This window comes from Robbsia andropogonis (assembly GCF_000970345.1).
Classification (GTDB): domain Bacteria; phylum Pseudomonadota; class Gammaproteobacteria; order Burkholderiales; family Burkholderiaceae; genus Robbsia; species Robbsia andropogonis.
Genome location: NZ_LAQU01000011.1, coordinates 135,164 through 155,366, shown reverse-complemented (window position 1 = coordinate 155,366; position 20,203 = coordinate 135,164). Strand labels below are relative to the sequence as shown.

The following is a 20,203-nucleotide window of genomic DNA, read 5'->3' as shown; positions in this document are numbered from 1 at the left end:
GGAAATTGTGTTTGCAAACACCTGGTCTGCGTTATTCGAGTTACCTGTCTTGGATGCGTTAATTGCCCTGCCGCCGTTGTCATTTCAGGCAGCCAGATTATCTCCGACCTGCTTTTGTCGACATGCGGCGCGGAATGCCCGGGTGTATAGCGCCAGGGTCGCCAGCGAGCCTGGCGTGCGTTGCGCCGGATCCCGCTGACGTGGATTCATCGGTCGCATTACCTGGCGCGATATTCCGCCGTATTGCGATGAATCGGGACATCCTGTTTGCCCATTTCCGTCCTCCGTTCAACCGACGCCAACGCCTTTGCCGAGCGTATTTCAAGGGAACAATATACATTGATTACATGAATCAATGTTGCATATATGTATACATGTAAATATCATAAGCTCTGACTTATTGGATGTCCATAAGGGCTGGACGCTCTAAAAAGCGATTCATTCAATCAGGGGGAACGAAATGGAACTGCACATTGGTCTTGAGGATATTGCGGTAGCGGAAAGTGCGATTAGCCACGCGAACGGTGAGAAGGGGGAATTGATTTATCGCGGGTTCTGGGCGGGCGATCTCGCGCTAAGCCACTCCTTCGAAGAAGTAGTTCATCTGATCCTGATCGGAAACGCTCCTGGAATGCTGGAATTAAGCCGCTTTAAGACGCAACTCGCATCTCTGCGTGAGCTGGATGACGCGCTGCTAGGTCTGCTCCGTTCCATGCCGCGGCATGTATCGTATATGGCCGCCTTGCGTGCCGCGATCTCGTGCCTTGACACACCCGGCGCGGACTGGCCTCCCACACTGGAACAGGCATTGACCGTCTTTGCGAAAGCACCGACCATTCTTGCCGCCCGGTACCGCTTGCTTCAGGGCCTGGAGCCGGTGCAACCTCGCTGCGATCTGTCCCATATCGAAAACTATATGTACATGCTGACCGGAGAGGTGCCCGATCCGGAACTTGCGAAGGCGCTGTCAGCCTACCTGATCCTGTGTATCGACCACGATACCAATGCATCGACGTTCACCGCACGCGTGATTTCTTCCACGCAAGCTGATCTTGTGTCATCGATTTGTGGCGCGATTGGTGCGCTGATCGGTCCACTCCATGGCGGCGCGCCATCCAAGGTCGATGAACTACTTGATGACGTAGGGTCTGCAGATCAAGCGGAGAAGGTATTGCGGGATAAACTGGCTTCCGGGGCGCGGTTGATGGGTTTCGGCCATCGGGTTTACAAGACATGGGACCCACGTGCCGCCGCGCTGAAGAAAGTTGCCAGCGCGTTGGAGGGGAAGGATCACATGCTCGATTTGAGTCTTGATGTCGAACGTATCGCCGTGCGCGTGCTGGAAGAAGTGAAGCCGGGGCGCAATCTCTATCCAAATGTAGAATTCTGGGCAGCGGCAGTACTGCGTGCCGTGCGAATGCCCCAAGCGTTATACACGCCCACGTTTTGTTGTTCACGCATTGTCGGATGGAGCGCGCATGTGCTTGAGCAGGCCGTCAACAATCGGCTTATCCGTCCAAAAGCGATTTATGTGGGCGCACGCCCGGAGCAGCCTCAAGCCGTTGCTTGACCTTACGCTGGTGCGATCAACGATAACGGCCGCATCTGAGATGAAAAGGGCGATGGTTTCATTGGTGGATGGCCGTCATTTCCTACTCGGATATCGGATGAGACATAAAAATGTGGGATCGCCTCCGGTCTCTCGCGAAGAAAGATAACCGGCCAATGCCAATCAGCGTTACCGGTCGACGTCTCCAAATCAGGTGGCGGAAAGTAATTAATACGACCGGGCTGGCGTTCGTAACGTATTAACCATGCTGTGAGATGGCCTGAACAACGTTGACTCGGACACCGCATCGACCTTAAAAAAGCTGACGGCTTCTCGCAGACTGACCGCTTGGGCAGCCATGGCTTGCGTTGCTGCCGAGGCCTCCTCGACGAGTGCCGCATTTTGTTGCGTGACATCGTCCATCTGGCTGACGGCGATATTGACCTGTTCGATTCCGTTACTTTGCTCAGATGAGGCGGCAGCAATTTCGGCCATGATATCGGTCACTTGCTTTACCGCATTGACGACTTCGGCCATCGTGGCGCCGGCATCCGCAACCTGCTGCGTCCCCACCGATACGCGCGCGACGGAATCGCTAATCAAACCTTTGATTTCCTTCGCGGCGGTGGCGCTACGTTGCGCCAGTGTTCGCACCTCTCCGGCAACCACCGCGAAGCCCCGACCCTGATCACCGGCTCGTGCCGCTTCAACGGCAGCATTCAACGCCAGAATATTGGTCTGAAAAGATATCCCCTCGATTACGCTGATGATGTTCGCCACTTGGTTCGAGCTATGCGAGATGCCCTCCATTGTTTCGACAACGTTGGCCACCGCCGTGCCACCCCGTACTGCAACGTGCGATGCTTTTTCAGCAAGCGAATTGGCTTGTTTTGCATTCTCTGTGTTTTGGCGAACCGTCGCGGTCAGCTCTTCCATGCTTGCCGCAGTCTCTTCCAATGAAGCGGCTTGCTCCTCCGTGCGCTGCGATAAATCGGTATTGCCTTGCGCAATTTGTCCGGAGGCAACCGAAATAGACTCACTTGAGCGCTGTATTCCACTGACAATCGTGGTCAAGCGATCCTTCATCGTTCCTAGTGAATATAGCAGGCTCGTTGCATCCCCTTGCTTCAGGTTGACCGGCACGGCAAGGTTGCCACCGGCAATGTTGCTTGCCAAATCGGCAACATCCGCTGGCTCGCCGCCCAATTGTTTCGCGAAACTTCTGGCGATAGTTAACGCAATACCCAGGCCAAATGCCAACGCTACTGCAATAGCGATGATGACAAAATAGACTGTACGCGAATAGCCTTGTGCCGCCGAAGCTCCTTCTCGTGTTGCCCCGTCCTCGTTAATGGCAACGATATCTTGAATATCCTTTTTTATCGCGTTGCGCGTCGTACGGGAAGGACCGTCGAGCAGCTTCAAGGCGTCGTCGCGCCGCCCCGCTGTCATCAGAGCAATCAACTGTTTCTGCATATCCGTGTACTGGGGGGTAAGTCTTTGAATATCGGCAAAGGCGATTTTTTCCCCAGGTTCGGAAATGAGTGCTTCATACTCTTTCGCGGCGGAAAGATATTCACTCATGCTCGAGTCAATCGACTCACGTGCCTGCTTTAACTCCCCATCGTTTTGCGCATTGACCAGTCGCACTTCAGTGAGGCGCAAGTCTGCGAGTTGGACGGCCATTTGCAGGCTGGTTCGCACCGATGGCAACCAGTTATCACGTAGCTGGGCAACGTGGTTGTTTTGTTGATAAATCTGATAAAGCGAAAATCCACCGAGCAGCGAGAGCAACAAAAGAATCGCCGAAAATCCGGTAAGCAGTCGTGCAAATACGGTCATCTTTTGAAACCATTGCATCACGATTCTCCACGGGGTGATAGTAAATGACTATTCAATTTGGCTGTATAACGATCATCACAGAAAAAACTTTAGGAATATTTTGTAATGTTTACCCTCGATAGGGAGCGCGGGCACAAATAAACAAGAAAATGCATGCCAAAGCAATTGAAATGACGTATTCAGTCGAATGACGAGATGAGCGCAATCGCTTATGAATCGAGATCCAGACAATCGAATCATGGTGCAGTCGCCGGAAAGGATGCATCGTCAAATTCGAGATTCTTGAGTATTTTGCATTTTAATTTCAGAAGGTTATAAATTATGTTATTTATATATTAATATTTTATGCAACACCATTTCGATGGTAACGAAAGAAACCTTGCAAATATTTCGATGTGAAATAAATAATGTATATTCACTCAATAGAAATAATAAGTTATTATTGGATGGAATTCATTATCAGGTGTGACGGTTGTTTGAGCGTGCGTAGAAAAAATTGCTACGCAATATTGCAGTTACTGGAAATTTACGTTTGTAGTTTTCTTGCGCAAAATAATTCATCGGAATTTCGTTAATTTTTCTGTCAGAGTATGAGAAGTATCTTGACAGCAATGCTTCCATGGTAAAAGTAGTGAAGATTTCAATGAGTCTGGCGTCAGCAGAAGGTGGAAAGGGTATGAGAGGGAAGCTCGCCAAAAAGATCGCGATAGTTCGCGGAAAAACGTCCCAAATGCCAGAATCCCCATTTGGTGGCGATGTCCGTTACCGATGTGGTTGCGGGGTCGGAACGTCGTAATTCGCGACGTGCCGCGTTAAGACGAGCCATCCGGACGTAGACGGCAGGCGGGATTCCCAACATCTCGTCAAAACACGATTGCAGCGTGCGACGACTCGTTCCTACCGCAAGGCACGCGTCAAGAACAGTCAGCGGGCTTTGGCGTTCGGACATCGCTAGTTCACGCACTTGCTCAATGATTTTGTAACGTTTCGACGGATCAATGTAGAGGGCTCGACTTGCTGATTTAAACAATCCAAGAACTTCCAAAACAATTGAGTCCCGAAGGGTTTTCAATAAGCCTGGGTGCTGTTGGAGTTCGCCTGTCGCTATTGCCTGAGAAAATACATTAGTGAGCCATTTAACGGTTTCTGCTTTGCGCTGTGCGCCTAGTATGGCGACTTGTGGGGCTGTCACTGAAAAATCGATGTTGGTCGCGTCACAAATGTGAGCGATCAGGTTGGTATCAATCGCGGCAATGACGATATCTTGCACGGGTGAGGTCCGAAACTCAGGTATCTTTTTGCCATGCGAGATGAAGATGCCGTTTCCATCCAGTGTGACGCGGCCGCACCTTCCTTCGCCGATAACAGACAGCGGAATACAGAAAGTCATTACGTCATGTAAGGTGACTCTGCGCTTAAGGATTGCGCAGTTAATCTGCTCTCGTATCAACTGCAATCCGTCGAATTGAATTTCCTGCAAGCGACCCAGAAATGGCCCCGCGCTAATTTGATCGAATGATTGCTCCCAGTGACTTAGACCTTTCGCTAACTGTGCAACGTCTTGGAAATCGTGACATCGGACCGACGGAATTTCAGCATAATGTTCATGCATTGGTTTGTTGCTTGTGAAGTCGTTGAATCGCCAGGTATCGATGTGATGCCTAGCCTGCAATGGGAATTCGAGAGTGTGCCAAGACACGTTTTCATTAACAGCCCGTCTGGGCAAGCCATGCCTTGTCGCTGGCTTTGTCAGGCGAGAGAAATTGGGCAAGGTATTCGATACATCGCGGTTGCATAGCTAGTGGTCGATCAGCTTAGCGTGGTCGGTTAGGCTCAGTCGTCATTAACCGTCTTGTCAGTCATCGACCAGGCGGCGATATTCGAAATGCAACGACTCTTACACCTCAAGCGCTCTTTGTTTCGCACTAGTGCAAACTTACACCACGTTCATAAAGTCGTCCCGCACATGCAATCAATCTAATGGCGTCAGACGTCGTTTTTTTGTCGCGATTTCCTCATCTTGTCAGTGATTGCCAATAATGGATAGTGGGTGCGGTTCTTCTCGTGCAGCCTCCTTTGCTTGAGACGGTCGGCATGTTTTATCGTGACGGCAAAAATCCATATAACTGCAAGAAGACAGTGAATTGTTATTCGCACGGCACACTACCTGCAAGGTTACCGTGCGGGCTGATGCTATGGGTATCGTCTCAAAAAAGGCTTTTATGAAATTTCCTTTTCTTTCCGTTCACACGCGTCCGATGAAGGCTTTTCTGAACGTGCATGTTGAGTCAGTCATCGTAATCACAGAAATAGCTGAACGCCATCGTTTTATTAGCGGGGGTTTGTACTTAAGCCCGCACACCATTCTTTTGTCACAGAAATTTTCGGATGCGCGGTAGCCTTCGTGCACTCGGAAAATCGCTATTGTACGGAATCACGTTATCCATGTCTCATACAGATGCCTGGGTAAGACGATGAGTACGAGGCAATGCATGCAATTCCTATTTGAAAAGACGGCGCAAGATGAATACATAGTGAGTTTGTTGAATGATTTGCTTGTACGAGCGTTTTACGTAACTCGTGATCTGATAATTCATTTTCTGCGAAATATAGTTCGTCAACATGGCGTAAGCGTGATGGATTTATTTTTCGATTCATCTAGGAAAGGAGAAAGAATTTGATTTATCTTATTAAATAAATTCGTGCTGGAAGGTAATGTATTTTGCCGAATGGTGATGTGACGGTCTGCTGTTGTCAACGATTGCAATAAAACAAGGAATGATAAATGCAAATTTCAAAATTAACTGTCGCCGCTCGCTTGAATATTGGCTTTGGTGTGATGGTTGCCCTATTGCTTGCTATTTCGAGCATCAGCGTTCTGAAGCTATACGCCGTTAACACGTCCATAACGAAAGTGGTTGATTACGGAGGAGCGGAAACGGACCTCCTTTCGCAATGTTTGAGCGACGCGCAGGATGCATCGGCCGCCATGCGTAATCTGATCATCTTACAAGACGAAGCGAGTATGAAGCTTCAAAAAACGATCTATGACCAGAAGATTGCGGCATATCTTGTTACTGCAAAGCAGGCCCATGATTTGTTCGATGCTGACCCCAGCGTCACGCCCAGGGAGAAAGAGCTTCTCGCGCTGACGGCCGAGACTAGGCAAGCGGCAATGCCTCTCGTGGAGCGCGCTGCCGCGCTTGGTTTTACGAATGATCCGGCTGGCCCGGATTTTTTGATGAAAGAGGCGGGTCCGGCTATCGATAAATGGACCGATGCGATAAAAACGTTTGTGGCCTACAAAGTTGAGCGGGGCGCGCAAGAGGGGGAGGTTGCGCACAATGCATACGCAACCGGGCGCAACGTGGTACTCGCATTCAGTGCGGTGAGTTTGATCGTCGCGGTCTGGATCGCGTTCGCAATCGCGAAGAGCATCCAGCGCCAGCTTGGTGGCGAACCTGCCTATGCCGCTTCGATTGTCGAGCGTATTGCAGATGGGGATCTTACGCAAGAGGTATCGATTGCGCGGAATGATCGTACTAGTCTTCTGTATTCCATGTCTATGATGCGGCAGAAGCTCGTGGCGACTGTCGGAAGCATCCAGGTATCGAGCGACCATATCGCGACCGCTTCTCAGCAGATAGCCAGCGGTAACGCTGATCTTTCGACGCGTACTGAACAACAGGCAGCCTCGCTCGAGGAGACCGCGTCGAGCATGGCTCAGCTTACCCAAACGGTGAGGCAAAATGCCGAGAATGCGTCGCAAGCGAACACGCTTGCCGTAAACGCCACGGGTGTGGCCGATGCGGGGCATGATGCGGTGCAAAATCTCGTGGAGACGATCGGACATATCAATAGTAGCTCGGGGAAAATTTCAGAGATCACAAGTGTGATTGAAGGCATCGCATTTCAGACAAACATCCTGGCTTTGAATGCGGCAGTAGAAGCGGCGCGAGCAGGAGAGCAAGGCCGGGGGTTTGCGGTGGTGGCCGGCGAAGTGCGTACGCTCGCGCAACGTTCGGCGGCGGCGGCCAAAGAGATCAAGGAGTTGATCAGCGGTTCAGTGATGGTTATTCAGGAAGGTGTCCAACAGGCGACGAATGTCGGCGATACAGTCGCCAACGTGAGAGTGGCGATAAAGCAAGTGTCAGACATCATTGGCGAAATCGCCGCCGCATCGAGGGAGCAAAGTCAGGGAATCGAGCAGGTCAATCAGGCGGTAAACCAGATGGATGATGTAACGCAGCAAAACGCGGCGCTGGTTGAAGAGAGCGCAGCGGCTGCGAGTTCGCTGGAAGGGCAAGCCTCGGAATTGCGAAAATCCGTAGCGAAGTTCAAGGTGACGACTACCTGAATCGCGCCTTTGGATCAATCGCGTGCTGGCCTGCTTTACAAGGGCAGGCCCGTTCATGAACGTGGAGAAGGCGTTCCACCGTTCCGCGCGTGGCGGTCATATCGCATTAAGGTGATATTTCTTCCAGGGTGCGATTGGTTGTCTCCACCATTCGCATGGAAACCAGGAGACCCGCACCGCAGACCAGGGCGAAAAGGATAAAAACGGTCGCGATGCCTCTATCGATCAATACAACCCCTACAATCGCCGGCGCCGCGGCGGAGGCAGCACGTAACCAGGAGGTTGCAAATCCGGTTCCGATCGCCCGCATCCGTGTCGGATAGATTTCAGGCGTGTAAAGATAGAGGAGTACGGTCGTCGTCGCCATCACCGCGTAAGCGGAAGACGCGAGCAACATGACCGACCAAGCGGTACCTGCGCCAAGGATGCCTAGCGCCGCGAGCAATATTCCGCTGACGGCGAAGCACCCCATTGCCCAACGCCGCCGTCCCACCCGATCGATGAGTAATGCACACGCCACGACGCCGAACACACTCAACACGTTGGAGATGGACGCCATTCGGAGCGACGTTTCCAAGGGGAGATGATAGACGGTCTTGTACAGACTGGGCAGCCAATTATTGATGCCATTTGCCACGAAGTAGGATGTCGCCCAGAGCAACCAGACCACGATCGTGCGCGTTCGGTAGAACGATGAAAAAAGTTCCCTCCAAGACGCTTTTCGCGACACTTTCTGATCAATGGCAAGCCTTGCCACGCGTTGCTCCACGTCGGTTTTTTTTGCGTGGCAATCGAGCGCGCGCTTCGTTGTACTTGCCTCAAGGCGTTCGATTACCCGTTCGGCCTTGTCATAGCGGCGTGTAGCGATCAACCATCGCGGTGACTCCGGGAGTCGGGCAATACAGAATGCCACGAGTAGTCCAGGGATGCCGCCGACGAGAAACATGTATTCCCAACCGAAGCGCGGAACCAGAAATGCCCCCAATTGCGCCGCGGCCAGTAAACCCAAGGGAAAGATGAGTTCGTAGAGAATGAAGAATCGCCCTCGGCCATGCGCCTGCGACAGCTCATTGATGTACGTTGCTGCAATCGGCACTTCTCCGCCAACACCAATACCCTGTACGAACCGCAGGGCAAACAACATCTGGAAATTGCCGGCAAATGCGCACGCCACACTCATGACGGACATGATGCCAACCGTGAGCGTTGCACTGGATACTCGACCAATGCGCTCCGCCAGCCACCCGAACAGCAGCGCCCCCACGACTTGTCCGAGATAGCCCGCCGCGATGAGCGATCCGATCTGCGCGGGCGAGAGATGCCATAGTCCTAGTAGCACTGGTAGAACGAATGCGAGCGACAGTGCATCGAATGCGTCGAATAGCGTTGCGCTACCCATGATGATGCGCGCCTTCATGTGCCATCGGGTATGCGGCACGTTCTCCAAGCGAAATAGTAATCGTGCGGCGCGCCACCGCGCGCTTGTATCTTGCGCGGCGTTGTTACTGTCTACAACGCTTATGTCGTACGCAGTCTTCGGGGTACTCATGCCGTCTCCTGAATTGCTGCATTTTTTTGTGTCTTTTTATTTTGAGAGGCATCGCGTTCGTGTCGTTCGCACCGCCATTGGCGGCGCTTGGATCGCGATCGCGGTGCGGCTTGCTGGGTCCAGGACACTGTCCCGGCCGGGTTGCTTAGTCGATCAAGCCAGCGGAACGGAGCGCCTGTGCGATATCGACGTCCGCGCCGTCGGCAAGCGGCAGCAGCGGCGAGCGCACCGTGGCGTGCTCGAGGATGCCGCGCGCAACGAGGCCGTGTTTGAGGGCCACCGTTCCTTCCATGTGAGATCCGCGGTGATAGACGTTGCGGGTGACGGGAAGGAGGCGATCGTGGATCGCGCGAGCGGCTTTGTAGTCCTTCGCTTTGCCCGCGGCAATCAACTCCAGCAGTGGTTCCGGTGCCAAGCCGCCGTAGCCGACGAGGGCACCATCGACATCGAACATCGTGTGCAACAGATATTCATCGTGGCAAGTCAGGATTTGAAGTTCGGGGCGCTCGCGACGGATGATGGGAATCTCGGTATCCCAGCGGCGCATGTTGCGCACGCCGTTCTTCATCGAGAAGACGCCAGGCTGCGCGGCGATCTCCAATTGCGTCTCAAGGTTATAAGTCGCCTTGGTCGCGTCTGGATATTGAAATAAGATGAGGGGCAGGCCGCTTCCTTCATGGATCGCGCGGTATCGGTCCTGGGGCGCGCCTTTCTGGTAACCGAAACGCAGCCAGCCATGGGACGGATAAACCAACCCCGCCGCTGCGCCGGCTTCGACGGCGCGTTTTGCTTCTTCCGCGGCAACCTGCGTACCTTCCAGCGTGATGCCGGCAATTACCGGAATCTTGTTGTCCACGGACCTTACGAAACTTTCGATGACGGCAGCCTGTTCTTTCTGTGTCAGGAATGTACCTTCGCCCGCATGACCGAGAACGGTTAACCCCTTGATGCCTTCAATACTGCCGAGCCAGGAACCCAGACGCTTGATTGCCGCGTGATCGACGGCGCCATCGCGTGTGAAGGGGGTGACGGGTGCCGGGACGAGGCCGCGCAAATCGAGTGCTTTCATGTTGTCTCCTTCCAGATTGGAATTGATCCGCTTCTCAGCGGGGATGTGCCGGAAAGTGTCCGACGCGTTCGAGGCATTCAGGGGAGTGCATCGTCGCGTGAATTTCAGTGTATGGATCGACGACGTATGCGGGAACTGCGTAAATGGGCATTTCAGCTATACTGCTTGCACATATCCGGATCGTGAGGTTGGCGTGGACTATGCAGCATGGAAGCTATTCATCGATGCGGCGGAACTCGGCAGTTTGAGTAAAACCGCCGTGTTTTATGAGACAAGCCAGCCGCATATCAGCCGGCAGATCGTCGAGCTGGAGCATTATTGCGGAGGCCGCCTTTTTCATCGCACCGGAAGAGGGGTGGTTTTGACGGAGCTGGGCGAACGTATCGCGCCAAGAGTACGCGCCTGGGTCGCCAGTACGGAGCAATTGTCAAATGACATTCGGACCACGGCAGGAGAACCTATCGGCATCGTCCGGATCGGAATCTTGCCGTCCACCGCATACCCCCTTGTCAGCACACTGTACCAGCGCCTGAAGGCGCACTATCCGTCAGTGCAACTGCGGGTACGGGAAGGGCAAGGTGCCCTTCTGGAAACGTGGTTGGAGAACGGCAACGTCGATCTTGCGATCCTTTTCAGGCATAGTTCAACGCCGAAGAACGGCGATGAATATCTTGTCGAGACAGCGACATATCTGGTCGGCGCGGCTGGCGATCCACTGACGAAGCGGCCTACGATTTCATTTCGCGATCTGGACGGTGTGCCGCTGGTGTCATTTTGTAGGCCAAACAGTTGGCGCGACAGGCTCGATCAACTCAGCGTCATTCACGGCGTTTCACTGAATGTCGCTGTCGAGGCGGACTCCCTGATCCTTCAGTCACATATTGTGGCGGAAGGGGGCATGTACGCTTTACTGGGCCCCTATGCAATTGCCAATGCCGCAAAGGAATGCAAGCTCCAATCCGCAATGGTGATTGATCCTCCGGTACCACGATTCATCGCGCTCGCCATGTCGCCCCACGGCGAACTCACGCTGGCCTGCCGGACCGTCATGCGGCTGACTAAGGAAATTGCGCACACTCTCATCCCGCCATCGGAACTACTGGGCAGCACGTCTGCGTCGCTTGCGTAACGACATGAGCCGCTTAGGAGCGCAACCCCATTGCTCGCAACGGTGAGTACCGTGTGTGGCTTTCTTCCGACAACACCGCGCTAACGCATCTGTTCATTTCCAGCGCTAGCTGTCCCTGTGACAATGGACCGCAAAGTCACGTAGAATCTCGCCGGCCAGGGAAGGGCCGCCGCCATCCAGCGGTGCGGCGGAGGTTGCGATCGAAGAAAGGAACGCGCAATGCATGTGTCAGGAAAAAAAACGGCCGAACAGGATTCGACCAGCATGGCCAAGTCCCGGTCTCGTCGCGGTGTCTTGAAATTGGCAACGGTAGCAGTGGCCGTGACGAGCGTGCCATTTGGGGCTGCCGCGGCGGCGTCGGCTACGGCTTCCACGTCTACCGTGGCAGACGACTTTTCGTTCGTCTCCACGTTCTTGACCGGGAAAGCCTCTCTTGATCCTGACATCCAGGCGGCGCTTTTGAAAGCGTTCGCCGCGCTGGATACGGGGTTTGGCGCGAAGCTCGCCGCTTTGCGCACCGTTATCGCCAGGGATAACGTGACGGCTGAAAATCTTCACGAGACGCTGAGCGCGAACGATCCTGATCTTGCAAGCTTGCCACAAGTGATTCTCGCCGGGTGGTATCTCGGTGTGGCGGGATCAGGAAAACATGCGATATGCGTAACGTATGTGAATGATCTGGCCAATGCGGCGGTATCGGACGTTCTATCGCCGCCAAGCTATGCCTATGGCCCGTGTAACAGCTGGGCACAAAAACCGATATGACACGCACGATGTGTTGATCTTGAATCATTCGATATCCTTGACGAAATGAATAACACGCTCTCCGCCGATGTAGTGGTGATCGGTGCCGGAATTTGTGGCGCCATGGCGGCTCGCAGAATTGCCGAAGCCGGCGCGTCAGTGCTGATGCTGGAGGCGGGCCCCCAACTTTCCACCGCGCAGCTGGTTCACAATTACCGGACATCCACGAATAAAGCCGACTTCGTCGCGCCTTATCCGTTCTGGCCGCAGGCTCCGCAACCGATCTACGCGCCGAGCAACAACGGCTATTTGGAGCAAGTCGGGCCGCACCACTTCGATGCGCAGTATTTGAAGCTCGTCGGTGGCACGAGCTGGCACTGGGCGGCGCAAACATGGCGGTTCTTGCCGAATGATTTTCGCATCCAGAGTCTGTATGGCGTCGGCCGGGATTGGCCGATTTCGTACGATGATCTGGAACCCTGGTATTACGCAGCCGAAGTCATCATGGGGGTGGGGGGCGAGGAAACGCTGTCTCCGCGCAAGCAGCCCTGGCCAATGCAACGTGTCGCCGAGCCATGGCTGCAGCAGCGCTTTCGGGATCGGCTTGCGCCGGACTTTACGCTGGTCAGCGATTCCACCGCGCGTAACAGCCGTCCTTTTGATGGGCGTCCCGCGTGCTGCGGCAATAACAACTGCATGCCGCTTTGTCCGATCGATGCGCAATATCATGGCGGTCTGTCGGTTGATGCGGCGGTCAAGGCCGGCGTCAAGCTTCAAACCAAGGCGGTCGTCTATCGTCTCGAACATGATGAAAAAGGACGGATCGTAGCGGCCCATTTCTACGACTGGGACAAAGGCTCCCATCGCGTGGTGGCCGATACGTTCATTCTTGCAGCCAATGCCATTGAAATTCCGAAACTGCTGTTGATGTCCGCATCGGGTAAATTTCCGAATGGCTTGGCCAACAGCTCGGGGACCATGGGCCGTAACCTCATGGATCACCCCGCGGTTGGCGTGACGTTCGAAGTGGATGAGGATGTCTGGCCGGGGCGCGGTCCTGTCAGTCCCTGCTCCATTGGTGATTTCCGGGACGGAAGCTTTCGCAGCGAACACGGTGGTTTCCGTCTCGATTTATCGAATGCTTCGGCGGTTGCCGGTGTCACGGCCGCGCTTATCAAAAAGGGGGTTTACGGTGTGGCGTTGGACCAGGCCATACGTAAGCATGCCGCGCGTCAGGTATCGTTGAAAAATTGCCTCGAACAGCTTCCCGATCCGAACAACCGCGTCACGTTGAGCGATCGTAAGGATGCGTTGGGCCTTCCGACACCGAGGCTGTCGTGGCACATCGATGACTATGTGATACGAGGTACGCAGAAGACCCGCGAAATGTACGATCGGATTGCCGCAAAGATGGGAGGGACGAATATTGTCCACTCGAAGGAGGGTGCGTTTTCGAATCGGCAACATATAACGGGTACGCTCGCGATGGGATCAGACCCGGCGACCAGTGTCACCGACGCATTCGGACGTGCACACGATCACGAGAATCTCTATATGGTTTCCACCGGGGTCATGCCCACGGTTGCCACCTGCAATGCCACGCTGACCGCCATCGCGCTGTCATTGCGAACGGCAAACGCCATCAAGCACGCGGCCTAAGGAGAACCGGATGCGATTTCAGAACGTCCTGTGGCCCATTGCGGGCAGCGTGCTATCTGTCATGCTCTATGTCGCGCCGTTGGTAGTCCATGCGGTTGAACCCGCCAGCGCGCATTCCGTGCCTGACGGGTTGATCCCGGCAACAGGCGGCGTGGCGAATGTCTCGCCGTCCGCCACGGACAACAGCGACCCGCTGGTCATCCGTGGCAAGTATCTCGCGGTGGCGGCGGACTGTGCGGCATGCCATACCGTGGCCAACGGGCAGCCGTTTGCAGGTGGGCTTGATATCGAAACACCCATCGGTCGTATCGTCTCGACGAACATTACGCCGTCCCGGACAGCAGGGATTGGCGGGTATACGCTTGAGCAGTTCAATCGCGCGATTCGTCGTGGCGTTCGTGCCGATGGCATGAATCTGTACCCGGCGATGCCCTATACGGCGTATGCGAAATTAACGGACGATGATGTTAAAGCGTTGTATGCCTATTTCATGAAAGACGTTGCGGCGGTCGACCGCGCACCGGCGCATTCAACTGATTTGCCATTTCCGTTCAATATTCGCATATCAATGGCGATTTGGAATCGCTTGTTCCTTGACGACACGCCATTCGAAATGGTCGCTGGCAAAAGCGCGGAATGGAACCGAGGCGCTTATCTTGCTGAAGCGCTGGGCCATTGCCAGACATGTCATACGCCGCGTAATTTTCTGATGGCGGAGAAAACGGGCAGCGGGTTATCGGGTGCATCGCTGGGGACGTGGTATGCCCCGAACATCACGTCGGACAAGGCGACGGGGATCGGGATGTGGTCGGATGACGATATTTTCTCTTATCTGAAGACGGGGCATGCCGCTGTTGGTTCGCAGGCGGGCGGTCCAATGCGCGAAGCGATTGATAAAAGCTTCTCGAAACTCGATGATGGTGATCTTCGTGCACTTGCGACGTGGGTGAAGTCGGTCCCTGCGATACGTTCAGGAAAGGTCGACAAAGGAAACATCGCGCAGCATCCCATTCCGAATGATCTCACGTTGATGAGCGGGAGCGCGGAGAAGGGCGCGGTGCTGTACGCCGATAATTGTGCCTCATGTCATCAGGCCAGCGGGCAGGGTGCGCGCGGTTTGCCCGCGCTCGTTGGCAATGCCGCGTTCTCGCGACCGGTGGCGGACAATGTCATCATGGCGATTCTGGATGGCATGACGCCGGCATCAGGGCAGGATATGCCGGGCTTTGCCGAAAAGCTTTCGGACGGCGATATCGCCGACCTAACGAACTACCTGTTCCGACAGTTCGGTGTGGCGGAAATCCAGACGAATGCTGCACATGTTACGCAGTTGCGGGCAGGTGGACCACGGTCGCCGCTGCTGTTGATGGCGCGCGTCGGTTTGGTTGCGGTCTTGCTAATCGTGCTCTTGCTGGTATTTATCGCGATGAAGCGTCGTCGCCATGTGGCTCGCTGATGACGCGTTGCCATTGCGACATGCCATTATCCATGCGCCAATCTAAATACGGAGACCGATGCGCGAAGCGTGTCGGCTTGTCCTGATAACGACTGCGTGGCGGCGGAGGCTTGCTCGACCAAGGCGGCGTTCTGTTGCGTCACCGCATCCATCTGCATTACCGCCAGATTCACTTGCTCGATACCGCGCTGTTGTTCCTCCGATGCCGACGTAATTTCGCCGACCAGGCCGGTGACCTGCTGCACCGTGTCTACGACCTGGGCCATGGTCCCGCTTGCGTTTCCGACCAGTGCCTCACCTTCGGCGATGCGGGCTCCCGAGGCGTCGATCAACGACTTGATCTCCTTGGCTGCTGCGGCGCTGCGTTGCGCGAGCGTGCGAACTTCGTTGGCGACAACGGCGAAGCCGCGTCCTTCGGCTCCCGCACGCGCGGCTTCCACCGCCGCATTAAGGGCCAGGATATTGGTCTGGAACGCAATGCTTTCGATCACGCCCACGATATTGGCAACCTGTCTGGATTCGCGCGTGATGTCGCCCATCGTTGCGGCGACCTGGCCGACAGCGTCATTCCCTCGCGCCGCCATTTCCGATGCCTTGCTGCTCAATGCACTTGCGCGTACGGCATTTTCGGTATTACGTTTCACGCTGTCGGTCAGTTCCGCCATGCTGCTCGCCGTTTGAGCAACCGACGCCGCCTGCTCCTCGGTTCGCTGGCTGAGGTCGAGGTTGCCTTGCGCGATTTCCGAACTGGCGGTGGCCACGTTCTCGCTATTGTCGCGTACCAGTCGAACGGTCTTTACCAGATTGCCTTGCATTTGCGAGAGCGCATTGAGCAATTGTCCCGTCTCGTCACGATGGCCCGGCCTTATGGCTGCGTCCAGCCTGCCCTCGGAGATGCGGGCGGCCACACCCACTGCATCGCGCAGCGGCGCCGTGACGGATCGCGCGATGTACCATCCGGAAATCGTCGCCAGGATCAACGCAAGCAACGCCGCGCTGGCGACGTAAAGGCGAGCCATCTGATAGGCGCTATTCGAATCGTTCGCCAGGGTTTCTATCTGTGCATCTTCGAATTTGGTTACCGCACTCAGCGCGGTAACGTATTGCCCTTGCATCTGCGCGTTGGATGCGGCGAAAAGATAGTCCGTCGCACCTTGTTTGTCACCACTGAGCGCCAGGGACGCGATGCGGTCGACGAAAGTAAAGTATTCGCCTTGATGTGATCGGAGTGTATTGAACATCGTCCGCTCGTCATCGTTATTGATACGGCTTTCGATCACCGACATTTGCGCTTCGATCGCCTGCTTGTTGGCGTCGAAGGTAGCTTTGTTCTTCTTCAGCGATGCGGGTGTGGACTGCAAAATTAAATTGCGCGATACGCGGCCGATGTCGGTAACCAGAAGCGTGATTTTCGCGGCCGCTTCCGATTTCGGATAGGCAACCTTGGTGATGGAGTGCGTTGTGGCGTTCTGGCTAGATAAACAAATCAGGCTGAGCCATGTCGTCAACGCAAGCAGTACCATCACCACGCTGAACCCCAGCCCCAACCGTGCACCGATACGGATATTCTTCATTTTTTACTCGTGGACGCACTGCGGTTCACACAGCGCGAAAGCGTTTTGTAAAGAATATTGCGACCGGAATGGATCGTTGCCACTTGCCGGTGGCGGCATGCCATGCAACGGTCGCGATAATGAAAGATCTCTATTCGCCTCGGTTAACGGCGATAGATCGCGGGACTTGAGCCATTCCCGTCGATGCGCGTCCCGCATGGCAGGCACCCTGTCTTTCGATAGCATCGCAAAGCATCCCGCGGATCACGGTGCGATCACATTTGTTATGATGTTCCGTGGCATGCACTAAATAGACCGGTGATAGACGTGAATGTCGCGCGTCATGAACAAGCGTAAGGGCAGATGAAATTAGACCTCGGGAGGCGCGTCTTGCTGGAACGTGCGGAGCGCTTGCTGCGCATTCCGTTTTCGACACAGCTCACGGCGTTATGGATTCTTGTCGCTTTTCTGTGCGCCCTTCTCACCGCGGCGGTGTGGCTGATGCTTTTTTCCGCGCTCGGGGAACGGATCGCGACTGTGAAGCTGCAGGCGGGCGAGGCGTGCACGACGGTTGCCGCGCGCTATGACGTGTCGGCGCAGCGCCCAGGCGCAGTCGACGTTGATCTCATGCATGCGGTGCTCGATCTGGTGCTGATCCGGATGGATGGTATTGAAGGCGGTTTCTGGGCTGACGCGTCGGTCGCGGGCGTGCCGGAAGGTTTCCTCGCCTATGCCTTTCCCACTTACGAAGGCAGTGGTGTGAAGCGCGATATTCCAGAAGCGGAGACGCCACTTATTGTGCGAACGCTGAAGAACGTCGCGCGCACGGGGAAAACGCAGACCGATTCGGTCGCAAGCGGCGCGGATGCCGTGATCGCCGTGGCGTGTCCGGTGCCGCATCACCCCGGACTGTTCGCATGGACGCTTGTCCGTGCACGACCACCGTTGGGACCGTATGGGGAGCGTGCCGTTACCGTTCTGGCAAGCGTGCTGGCAATCATCGCGGTACTCGCGTTGTTGCTGGCAATGGCACTGCGGCGTTGGCGGCGTAATCTCGTGCGGCTCGAAGGCGCACTTGAGCCCGCCGGCGGGCTGGGGCAAGGCGGGCGTCTTGAGCCACTCGGCGAGCCCGATCTGGATCACATCGTCCATGCGTTCAATCGGTATGTGGAACGTGCCGAGCGACTTCAGCGTGAAAAAGAGACGTTGAGCGCGCAACTCACGCAGGCCGAGCGTTTCAGTCTACTGGGGAAGATGGCCGCGCAAATCGCACATGAAATACGCAATCCGGTGGGTGCAATGCGCCTTAAGGCAGAGAATGCACTTGCGGGCGACGACGCCCGGCGCGAAGCGGCATTGCAGACGATCGTCGGACAGATTGGTCGGATCGAAGCGCAGATGAGCAGTCTGCTCGCGCTCACGCAGCCTGTGACGATTCACGCGCGCGATGTCGATCTAGGCGGATGGTTGCACGATATCGGTCAGGTGCATGACGCATCCGCACAAAGCCGTCATGTTACATTGACAGTGGAGTCTGAGCCCGTCACGACGATGCCTGCCTTCGATCCGGCACAACTAGCGCGCGCGCTTGACAATCTGATCGTGAACGCGTTGCAACATGCACGGCAGGGCGGCCAGGTGACGGTGCGTGCGTCTGTGTTGGAATCAGAGGAAGGCAAACGGCTTCGGTTCGAAGTGATCGACGATGGTCCTGGCGTTGGCAAGATCGAGCGCGAGCGTATTTTCGAGCCGTTCGTAACGGGCAGGCCGCAAGGTTCCGGCCTTGGTCTTGCGGTGGTGCGCGAAATTGCCTTGGCGCATCGTGGTCGTGTCTGGCTTGCGGAGGATAGTGTGACGCGATTTGTGATTGAGTTGCCATGGCGACCATACTGATCATCGACGACGACGACGCGTTCCGTGAAGGCCTCGTCGAAACGATTTGCGATCTTGGTCACACGCCAGTGGAAGCGCGATCGGGTGAGGAGGCCTTGGAACAGTTGCGCGCGCGTGCGGCACCGGCCTGCATCTTTCTCGACTTTCGGCTGCCGGGTGCGGATGGCCTGGCCGTGCTCGAATCGCTCCGCGACATAGCCTCCTTGCAAAGCGTGCCGGTTGTGATGCTTACGGCTTATGCGACCAGTGACAACACCATCGGCGCAATGCGGCTTGGTGCTTTCGAGCATTTGACGAAGCCCGTCGGCCGTAACGAGATTGCGGCGCTGCTGACGCGTATTCTCGCCACGCACGCCGATATGACCGGCAACGAATCGACACAGGCGTTCGTCGATGAAACGGGCTCGAGCAAAAAGCCACAGTTGCTTGGCATCAGCGAGGCGATGCGTGACGTGCAGAAGCGTTTGGGCCGTGCGGCGGGCACGGATGTGCCTGTTCTCATCACTGGCGAAACCGGCACTGGGAAAGAGGTGGCAGCGCAGGTGCTGCATCGGGCATCGGCGCGCGCGGCGGGTCCGTTCGTGGCGGTGAATTGCGCTGCGATTCCGGGGGACTTGCTTGAAAGCGAGCTGTTCGGGCACAACAAGGGCGCTTTTACTGGCGCGCATGCGGACAGGCGCGGCCACTTCGAGGAAGCGCACGGCGGCACGCTGTTTCTCGATGAAATCGGCGATATGCCGCTTGCAATGCAAGCCAAGTTACTGCGCGTGCTCCAGGAGCGGCAGGTCACGCCGCTCGGTGCGAATCGTCCGGTGACCGTCGATGTCCGCGTCGTCGCAGCGACGCATCGTGACCTGACCGAGATGGTCGCCGCCGGTACGTTCAGAAACGATCTCCTGTACCGGCTGAATGTGATCCCGATGCATCTGCCGCCGCTGCGAGAAAGAATAGCGGATATCCTCCCACTCGCGGAGCATTTCCTGTCACGCATTGCGGCAACGCACGGAAGGCCAGTCAAGCCGCTGTCGGCAGATGCGCAGCATCTGCTCGTTACCAACGCGTGGCAAGGCAATGTACGCGAACTTGCCAATGCGATGGAGCGTGCAAGTGCGCTTGCGCCGGGCACCATGCTCACGCGCGAAGACTTTGCATTCCTCTCCAACTCGCATTCCGCCGCCTCTCTTGCCCTTCCTGCCGCGTTCACTGATCTGTCGCTGAATGATGCCATTGCGCTGCTCGAACGTACGTTGATCGAGCGCGCTCTGGCGCTTACGAACGGCAATCGCACGGAAGCCGCACGGCGGCTGGGCATCAGCCGTCAATCGCTTTATACCCGTCTGGCGAGCCTTGGCGTCTCCGATCCCGAAAACTGACGGCATGCTGCGGGTGTGTCGGGAAATCGG

General features: G+C 55.7%; 14 protein-coding genes. 8 read left to right on the top strand and 6 right to left on the bottom strand.

Annotated features, from left to right (window positions below; genetic code table 11):
- Positions 1-84: 84 nt before the first annotated feature.
- Positions 85-210, bottom strand: coding sequence for a hypothetical protein (locus WM40_RS32090; protein ID WP_269083091.1), 126 nt, complete (start codon positions 208-210; stop codon positions 85-87).
- Between the two features lie 250 nt (positions 211-460).
- Here WM40_RS32090 and WM40_RS12690 point away from each other — a divergent pair, with 250 nt between their 5' ends.
- Positions 461-1,570, top strand: a complete 1,110-nt coding sequence (locus WM40_RS12690) for a citrate/2-methylcitrate synthase (protein WP_046153011.1) — start codon at positions 461-463, stop codon at positions 1,568-1,570.
- A gap of 207 nt (positions 1,571-1,777) precedes the next feature.
- On the opposite strand, the gene WM40_RS32290 is transcribed toward WM40_RS12690, so the two are convergent.
- Together WM40_RS32290 and WM40_RS32285 are read right to left on the bottom strand one after the other, a co-directional pair.
- Positions 1,778-3,409 carry a methyl-accepting chemotaxis protein gene (locus WM40_RS32290; RefSeq protein ID WP_046153032.1) on the bottom strand — a complete coding sequence of 544 codons (1,632 nt, stop codon included), beginning with the start codon at positions 3,407-3,409 and terminating at the stop codon, positions 1,778-1,780.
- 637 nt (positions 3,410-4,046) lie between these two features.
- Entirely contained in the window at positions 4,047-5,003 is a 957-nt protein-coding gene (locus tag WM40_RS32285) for a helix-turn-helix domain-containing protein (RefSeq protein ID WP_024903243.1), read from the bottom strand.
- A 1,173-nt stretch (positions 5,004-6,176) separates the two neighbouring features.
- On the opposite strand from WM40_RS32285, the gene WM40_RS32280 reads away from it, so the two are divergent.
- Positions 6,177-7,748 (top strand): methyl-accepting chemotaxis protein, encoded by a 1,572-nt coding sequence (locus WM40_RS32280; protein WP_036009536.1) that lies wholly within the window; start codon positions 6,177-6,179, stop codon positions 7,746-7,748.
- 106 nt (positions 7,749-7,854) lie between these two features.
- Here the strand turns inward: WM40_RS32280 and WM40_RS12670 are convergent, their stop codons facing one another.
- Together WM40_RS12670 and WM40_RS12665 are read right to left on the bottom strand one after the other, a co-directional pair.
- Complete coding sequence (locus WM40_RS12670) at positions 7,855-9,297, bottom strand: MFS transporter (protein WP_024903242.1); 1,443 nt, start codon at positions 9,295-9,297, stop codon at positions 7,855-7,857.
- 145 nt (positions 9,298-9,442) lie between these two features.
- The gene (locus WM40_RS12665) at positions 9,443-10,366 is read right to left on the bottom strand and encodes a dihydrodipicolinate synthase family protein (protein ID WP_046153010.1); all 924 of its coding nucleotides are present in this window, start codon (positions 10,364-10,366) and stop codon (positions 9,443-9,445) included.
- Between WM40_RS12665 and WM40_RS12660 the strand changes: the two genes are divergently transcribed.
- The 4 genes from WM40_RS12660 to WM40_RS12645 all read left to right on the top strand — a co-directional run bounded on the left by WM40_RS12660 (position 10,365) and on the right by WM40_RS12645 (position 15,354).
- Positions 10,365-11,495, top strand: coding sequence for a LysR family transcriptional regulator (locus WM40_RS12660; RefSeq protein WP_236693493.1), 1,131 nt, complete (start codon positions 10,365-10,367; stop codon positions 11,493-11,495). The two genes, WM40_RS12665 and WM40_RS12660, sit on opposite strands and share 2 nt — an antisense overlap.
- A 264-nt stretch (positions 11,496-11,759) precedes the next feature.
- The gene (locus tag WM40_RS12655; protein WP_157685787.1) at positions 11,760-12,260 is read left to right on the top strand and encodes a sugar dehydrogenase complex small subunit; all 501 of its coding nucleotides are present in this window, start codon (positions 11,760-11,762) and stop codon (positions 12,258-12,260) included.
- A gap of 45 nt (positions 12,261-12,305) precedes the next feature.
- Positions 12,306-13,898 carry a GMC family oxidoreductase gene (locus WM40_RS12650; RefSeq protein WP_024903238.1) on the top strand — a complete coding sequence of 531 codons (1,593 nt, stop codon included), beginning with the start codon at positions 12,306-12,308 and terminating at the stop codon, positions 13,896-13,898.
- Between the two features lie 10 nt (positions 13,899-13,908).
- Complete coding sequence (locus WM40_RS12645; RefSeq protein WP_024903237.1) at positions 13,909-15,354, top strand: cytochrome c; 1,446 nt, start codon at positions 13,909-13,911, stop codon at positions 15,352-15,354.
- Between the two features lie 26 nt (positions 15,355-15,380).
- Here WM40_RS12645 and WM40_RS12640 read toward each other — a convergent pair whose 3' ends face one another.
- Positions 15,381-16,928: a methyl-accepting chemotaxis protein gene (locus WM40_RS12640; protein ID WP_046153008.1), complete on the bottom strand. Its 1,548-nt coding sequence runs from the start codon at positions 16,926-16,928 to the stop codon at positions 15,381-15,383.
- A 342-nt stretch (positions 16,929-17,270) separates the two neighbouring features.
- Between WM40_RS12640 and WM40_RS12630 the strand changes: the two genes are divergently transcribed.
- Together WM40_RS12630 and WM40_RS12625 are read left to right on the top strand one after the other, a co-directional pair.
- Positions 17,271-18,800 (top strand): sensor histidine kinase, encoded by a 1,530-nt coding sequence (locus WM40_RS12630; RefSeq protein WP_407691478.1) that lies wholly within the window; start codon positions 17,271-17,273, stop codon positions 18,798-18,800.
- The gene (locus tag WM40_RS12625) at positions 18,785-20,173 is read left to right on the top strand and encodes a sigma-54-dependent transcriptional regulator (protein WP_024903233.1); all 1,389 of its coding nucleotides are present in this window, start codon (positions 18,785-18,787) and stop codon (positions 20,171-20,173) included. Before WM40_RS12630 ends, WM40_RS12625 begins: the two co-directional genes overlap by 16 nt.
- Positions 20,174-20,203 lie beyond the last annotated feature (30 nt).